The organism is Acinetobacter sp. GWC1_38_13 (genome assembly GCF_001767535.1).
Lineage (GTDB): Bacteria > Pseudomonadota > Gammaproteobacteria > Pseudomonadales > Moraxellaceae > Acinetobacter > Acinetobacter junii.
This window is the reverse complement of the sequence record NZ_MELG01000077.1, coordinates 1-5,708: the sequence shown is the minus strand read 5'-3', so window position 1 is coordinate 5,708 and position 5,708 is coordinate 1. Positions and strand designations below refer to the sequence as shown.

Annotated in this window: 6 protein-coding genes; 1 reads left to right on the top strand and 5 read right to left on the bottom strand. The window is 39.9% G+C overall.

Annotated elements, in window-relative coordinates; translation table 11 throughout:
- Nucleotides 1-77: 77 nt before the first annotated feature.
- The 5 genes from A2003_RS07570 to glyQ form a co-directional block, all read right to left on the bottom strand.
- A complete protein-coding gene (locus A2003_RS07570; protein WP_112986999.1) occupies nt 78-494 on the bottom strand; it encodes a hypothetical protein in 417 nt (138 codons plus the stop codon).
- A 251-nt stretch (nt 495-745) separates the two neighbouring features.
- Nucleotides 746-1,171: a hypothetical protein gene (locus tag A2003_RS07565; RefSeq protein WP_005403281.1), complete on the bottom strand. Its 426-nt coding sequence runs from the start codon at nt 1,169-1,171 to the stop codon at nt 746-748.
- Nucleotides 1,172-1,245: 74 nt separating this feature from the next.
- Nucleotides 1,246-3,312, bottom strand: coding sequence for a glycine--tRNA ligase subunit beta (glyS, locus tag A2003_RS07560; RefSeq protein ID WP_286687111.1), 2,067 nt, complete (start codon nt 3,310-3,312; stop codon nt 1,246-1,248).
- A gap of 45 nt (nt 3,313-3,357) precedes the next feature.
- Nucleotides 3,358-3,753 (bottom strand): tautomerase family protein, encoded by a 396-nt coding sequence (locus A2003_RS07555; RefSeq protein WP_005403279.1) that lies wholly within the window; start codon nt 3,751-3,753, stop codon nt 3,358-3,360.
- 30 nt (nt 3,754-3,783) lie between these two features.
- The gene (glyQ, locus tag A2003_RS07550; RefSeq protein ID WP_005403278.1) at nt 3,784-4,764 is read right to left on the bottom strand and encodes a glycine--tRNA ligase subunit alpha; all 981 of its coding nucleotides are present in this window, start codon (nt 4,762-4,764) and stop codon (nt 3,784-3,786) included.
- Between the two features lie 301 nt (nt 4,765-5,065).
- Here glyQ and A2003_RS07545 point away from each other — a divergent pair.
- Nucleotides 5,066-5,708 (top strand): putative DNA modification/repair radical SAM protein (locus tag A2003_RS07545; RefSeq protein ID WP_286687110.1); only part of this gene is annotated, 643 nt, incomplete at its 3' end.

The window sequence follows — 5,708 nt, the reverse complement described above, 5'->3', positions numbered from 1 at the left end:
ACTAAACAAAGCAAAATGGTTTTAAAAGGCATAACTGTCATTGTTTCATTCATTCCTATAAATTTTGTTCAATCGTATTAATTTGATGATGGCTGACTAAGTTCAGCACGCTCAATAGGAACATTTCCATCATTTGTACCAACAACCGCATCTTTGGTGTCTTGCCATTTTTTAGCAGTGTATTGTTTGGCTTTTTGTGTTTGTTCCTGAACGATTTCAGATTGTTCAGCGGTATATTCTTTGGTGTTTTTCCATCTCTCACTCATTTTTTGTGAGGTGTTTTCAGATGCACCTTGAATTGAATCACCTAAGTTTTGTAGCCCTTTACCTGTTTTATATAGCAATACTCGACCAAGGCTCGGGTTGTCACCATAAGGAAGTGTTTTTTCAGCCGTAGTCGTGTTTGCATTTGTGGCTGTTGTATTTTCGGTTGCCCAGAGAGAAGACGATGCGATCAGTGTAGTCGCTAAACACAGAGCAGATATTTTTTTCATCATCTTTTATCCTTTTGGCAATAATGTTGCAATTCAAGTTTTATAGCTTATCGCCAAGTTCAAGAAAAGAATGTAGGTGATGTGAAATTGATAATGTTCGTAACGTTAATTAAAAAGAGACTATCTATATGATAAGAGCACAATTACTAGTTTGGAATTAATCATAAAAACTGTATCAATACGGGAGTAGTTTTTTGATTTAGATGTCCAATATTTAATAAAGCTAAGGCCTCTTTCATCTAATTTTTAATTTATATACAGCTTACTAATTGATTTGGAAAGAATCCACGGACTTTTTTAAATTCAGATTGTACTTCTTGTGCATGAGGATTTAATTTTTGATTTGAATGGACATATTCTAAAAACTGGCCTTGATTCTCAGGGAGCATGGCTAAGCCACCATCAGTGTAATTATATTCTGTCCGCTGAGCTTGTTTTAGTCCTGATGCATTAAAATGCCAAAGGTAAATAATTTTTCCAGTCTCACCATAAAGTGTGATCGATATTGTACAGATATTCTTTTTCCGTTTGAGTATAGCAATGCTTCCTTCGGGAGCATCGTAACCATTGGGGTGATTTACTGCAGCAAGAGTATGTGATTGCTTTGATAGAGCTAAACAGGTGGTAGGATAGATTATGAGTGAGAACATCATAGCGCAAATTTTTGTTTGCATCATTAATAACCACCTAACTAAATAAACCCCGCTATTGTATAGCGGGGTTTATTTGAAAGATCAAGAACTATAAATACTTAACCCTGCAGCACACTTACATCCGCAATTGCCGTGAACAAATCACGCAACTGAGTCAATAAACGTAAACGGTTGGCTTTTAATTCAGCATCATCAGCCATGACCATCACGCCTTCAAAGAAGGCATCAATTGGCGCACGAAGCGCAGCAAGCTTAGACAATGCTTCGGTATAATTACGCGCAGCAAGTAAAGGCTGAACTACTGGTGTTAAAGCTGATAACTCTGCAAAAAGTGCTTTCTCAGCAGCTTCAACCAAGTTCGCTTCAACGACGCTTCCTTCAGGTGTTGCTTCTTTTGCAAGAATATTGGCAACACGTTTATTTGCCGCAGCCAATGCAGCCGCTTCTGGCAATGTACGGAAGTGATTCACCGCAGTCACACGCTTGTCAAAATCAAGAGGAGATTTTGGAGCAAGTGCTTGAACCGCTTGAATCACATCAACTGCAACGCCTTGGTCTTCATATTTGGCACGGTAACGACCTTCAAGGAATGCAACGGCATCCGCACGTGTCTTGTCATGATCTTTAACTATATCGCCATAACCTTGAAGCGCAAAATTAACCAGTTCTTCAATCGTCACATCAAGTTCATTTTCAATGATCAAACGTAAGATACCGATTGCAGAACGACGTAATGCAAATGGGTCTTTAGAACCTGTTGGCGCTTGACCAATACCAAAAATACCAACCAGCGTATCTAAACGATCTGCAAGCGCAATCGTTGTGCCTGTCTTGGTTTGTGGTAATACGTCACCCGCAAACTTAGGTAAGTATTGCTCACCTAAAGCTTCAGCAACTTCATGATTCTCACCCTCAAGGCGAGCATAATAAGTTCCTGCAATCCCTTGAAGTTCAGGGAATTCGCCCACAAGTTCAGAGGTCAAATCACATTTAGCGAGTAACGCTGCTTTTTCAGCATCGGCTGCATTTGCACCTGTAATTGGTGACAATGCTACAGCTAATTTAGCAATACGTTCTGATTTATTCCAAAGCGTACCCAATTGTGCTTGGAATACCATATTTGCGAGTTTTTCTTTACGAGATGCAAGCGGTTGCTTTTGGTCTTGTAGGAAGAAGAATTCTGCATCCGACAAACGAGGGCGTACAACTTTTTCATTGCCTTCAATAATTTGAATCGGATCTTTCGACTCAATATTTGAAATAGTAATAAAGTAAGGCTGTAATTTACCTTCAGCATTGATCAAACAGAAATACTTTTGATTGTCCTGCATCGTGGTAATCAAGGCTTCTTGAGGAACAGCTAAATAACGCTCTTCAAAAGTTGCACGTAATGCAACTGGCCATTCAACCAAGCTGGTTACTTCATCAAGTAAGTCTACTGGGACAATCGCAGTTGCATTAACTTCATCAGCTAACTTTTTCACTTGATCTTGAATGGTTGCTTGACGCTTTTCAAAATTCGCAACGACATAAGCTTTTTCTAAAGCAGCAAGGTAGTCATTTGCATGCGCCAAAGTCACGGCTTCAGGTGCATGGAAACGGTGACCATAAGTCACATTACCTGCTTTATGATCTTGAATGATTGCTTCAACCACTTGATCATCTTTCAACAATACGACCCATTTTACTGGACGCACGAATTCAGTACGACTTGCAGCAGAACGCATACGTTTTGCGATTGGTAAGTTGTCTAATGCAGTTTGTAAAATTTGTGGCAGTAAAGCATCAAGGCTTTGACCTTTCACATCTTTCAAGAAGCAAACTTTTTCAACTTTACCAGCTTGGAAAGTTGAAAGTTGATCAACGGTAATACCTTGACCACGCATAAAGCCTTCAAGTGCTTTAGTTGGTTTGCCTTCAGCATCATAAGCGGCTTGAACAGCAGGGCCGTCAAAACGTTTTTGTGTGTCTGCTTGAGCCGCATCGATATCAACAATTTTGAGCGCTAAACGACGTGGTGCAGCATAAGCTTCGATCGCAGCAAAATTTAAGCCTGCATCTTTTAAGCCTTTTTCCGTTTCAGCTTTTAAAGCATCACGTAAAGTTTTTAAGCTTTTGGGTGGAAGTTCTTCACAGCCCAATTCAAATAGTACGGTATGTGTCATTTCAAATGTCTTCTAAAAATATTTATCTGTCATAAGCAAGATGATCTAAACATCTACCTTAAATCCTAATGCAACATCACACGCTGCCTGACCGCCACGGATACCCCAATTTTCTAAGGGAATATCTCGAATAATAATCGTCACATATTTTGGTGGAATACCGAGCAATTCAAGGTTATTTACAATCCCTTGATAAAGATTGCGCTTTGCATCCACAGAACGTCCAGCAAATGCATCAATACTAATTTGAGTATAAAACTCAGGTTGATCTTGATGTGGTGGACAGGCAAAACGATGCGGTAAATGAGCGAAAAAACGGATATGTTTGTCTTTTTCAGGAATTTGAAAGTGTTGGACTAAAGCAGACTGAACAGCATCAATGATTGCTATTTCTTGTTCAGTTGAATATTCACGTCTTACTTCAATCACAACACTTGGCATTTTATTTTCCTAAATCAGATTTTTTCCCATTTATGCATTGGCTTTGTTTTGTGCTGCTTCTGCTTCAACTTGTGCTTTTAACTGCGCTAATACTTCATCACGTAAATGTGGTTCTGCCATTGGGAAACCGAGTTTCGCACGCGCAGCCACATAACTTTGAGCGATTGAACGCGCTAAGGTACGAACACGTAAAATATAACGTTGACGCTCAGTTACAGAAATCGCACCACGCGCATCTAATAAGTTAAAGCTATGCGATGCTTTAATCACTTGCTCATAAGCAGGAAGTGGAAGTTCAGCTTCCATTAAACGAGCTGCTTCAGCTTCATAGAAATCGAATAATTCAAATAATTTATCGACTGGCGCATATTCGAAGTTATAGGTCGATTGTTCTACTTCATTTTGATGGAATACATCACCATAAGTCACAGTACCGAATTGACCTTTGGTCCAAACAAGATCGTAAACTGAGTCTACACCTTGAAGGTACATTGCAAGACGTTCTAAACCGTATGTGATTTCACCAGTAACAGGGTAGCATTCAACACCACCGACTTGCTGGAAGTAAGTGAACTGAGTCACTTCCATACCATTTAACCAAACTTCCCAACCTAAGCCCCAAGCGCCTAGTGTTGGAGATTCCCAGTTGTCTTCTACGAAGCGAATATCGTGAGTCAGTGTATCGATGCCGATCGCTTTTAACGAATCAAGATAAAGCTGTTGGATATTGTCTGGGTTTGGCTTAAGTACCACTTGGAACTGATAATAGTGTTGTAAGCGGTTTGGGTTCTCACCATAACGACCATCTTTCGGGCGGCGTGAAGGTTGAACATAAGCCGCGTTCCAAGTTTCTGGACCTAATGCGCGTAAGAAAGTTGCAGTGTGGAATGTCCCTGCACCCATTTCCATATCATATGGTTGTAATACGACGCAGCCTTGCTCCGCCCAATAGTTTTGTAGGGCAAGAATTAAGCCCTGAAATGTATCAATATGCGATATAGCACGACTCATGGTGCATCCACTGGAATCAAACAAAAATTGTGGTTAAGTATAAGGATTTTCGGGTGCAGTGCAAAGGATTCGAGCGTTTCAGCGACAAGTTCTGATAATAAATTATTTAAACGCTTTTGTTTAATTTTCGAGTTAATTCAAAACGTACCCCATAGCAGACATATTTTCCCAGTTGGCAAAGTCCTGAATAGGAAACCATTCACATAAACGTCACCTCATGACGCATAACATCTTTCTCAATCTTAATTTTCAAATCATGAAATGTTAGCTTTGAAATGATGTTGTCACTGAGGTGTTTGCTATGTCTGATCGCATTCGTGAAAAATTACAAATTCTTGCGGACGCAGCTAAATATGATGTGTCCTGTTCCTCTAGTGGTAGTGACCGTAAAAATAAAGACAAAGGTTTAGGTGATGCCAGTCGGGCAGGGATTTGCCATAGCTATACCGAAGATGGGCGCTGTGTTTCATTGCTGAAAATCTTGTTCAGTAATGTCTGTATTTTTGATTGCGCTTATTGTGTGTCACGCCGTTCCAATGATGTCAAACGTGCTGCATTTACCGTACAAGAAGTGGTTGATCTGACCATTAATTTTTATCGTCGTAATTATATAGAGGGATTATTCCTGAGTTCAGGCATTTTTAAATCCGCAGACTATACGATGGAGCGGATGCTCCAAGTGGTGAAAAAGCTACGTCTAGAGGAAAATTTTAATGGCTATATTCATCTCAAAACTATTCCAGGTGCATCGCCTGAACTAATTCATGAAGCAGGGCTTTATGCTGACCGTATGAGCATCAATTTAGAAATGCCAACCGAGGTTGGGTTAAAAGCATTTGCTCCTGAAAAATCACATCAAGAAGTACAAAAAGATTTGGGACTCGTACGAGATCGACTGATTCAACTCAAAGATGAACGTCAAATTATTAAGCATGTGCCGAAAT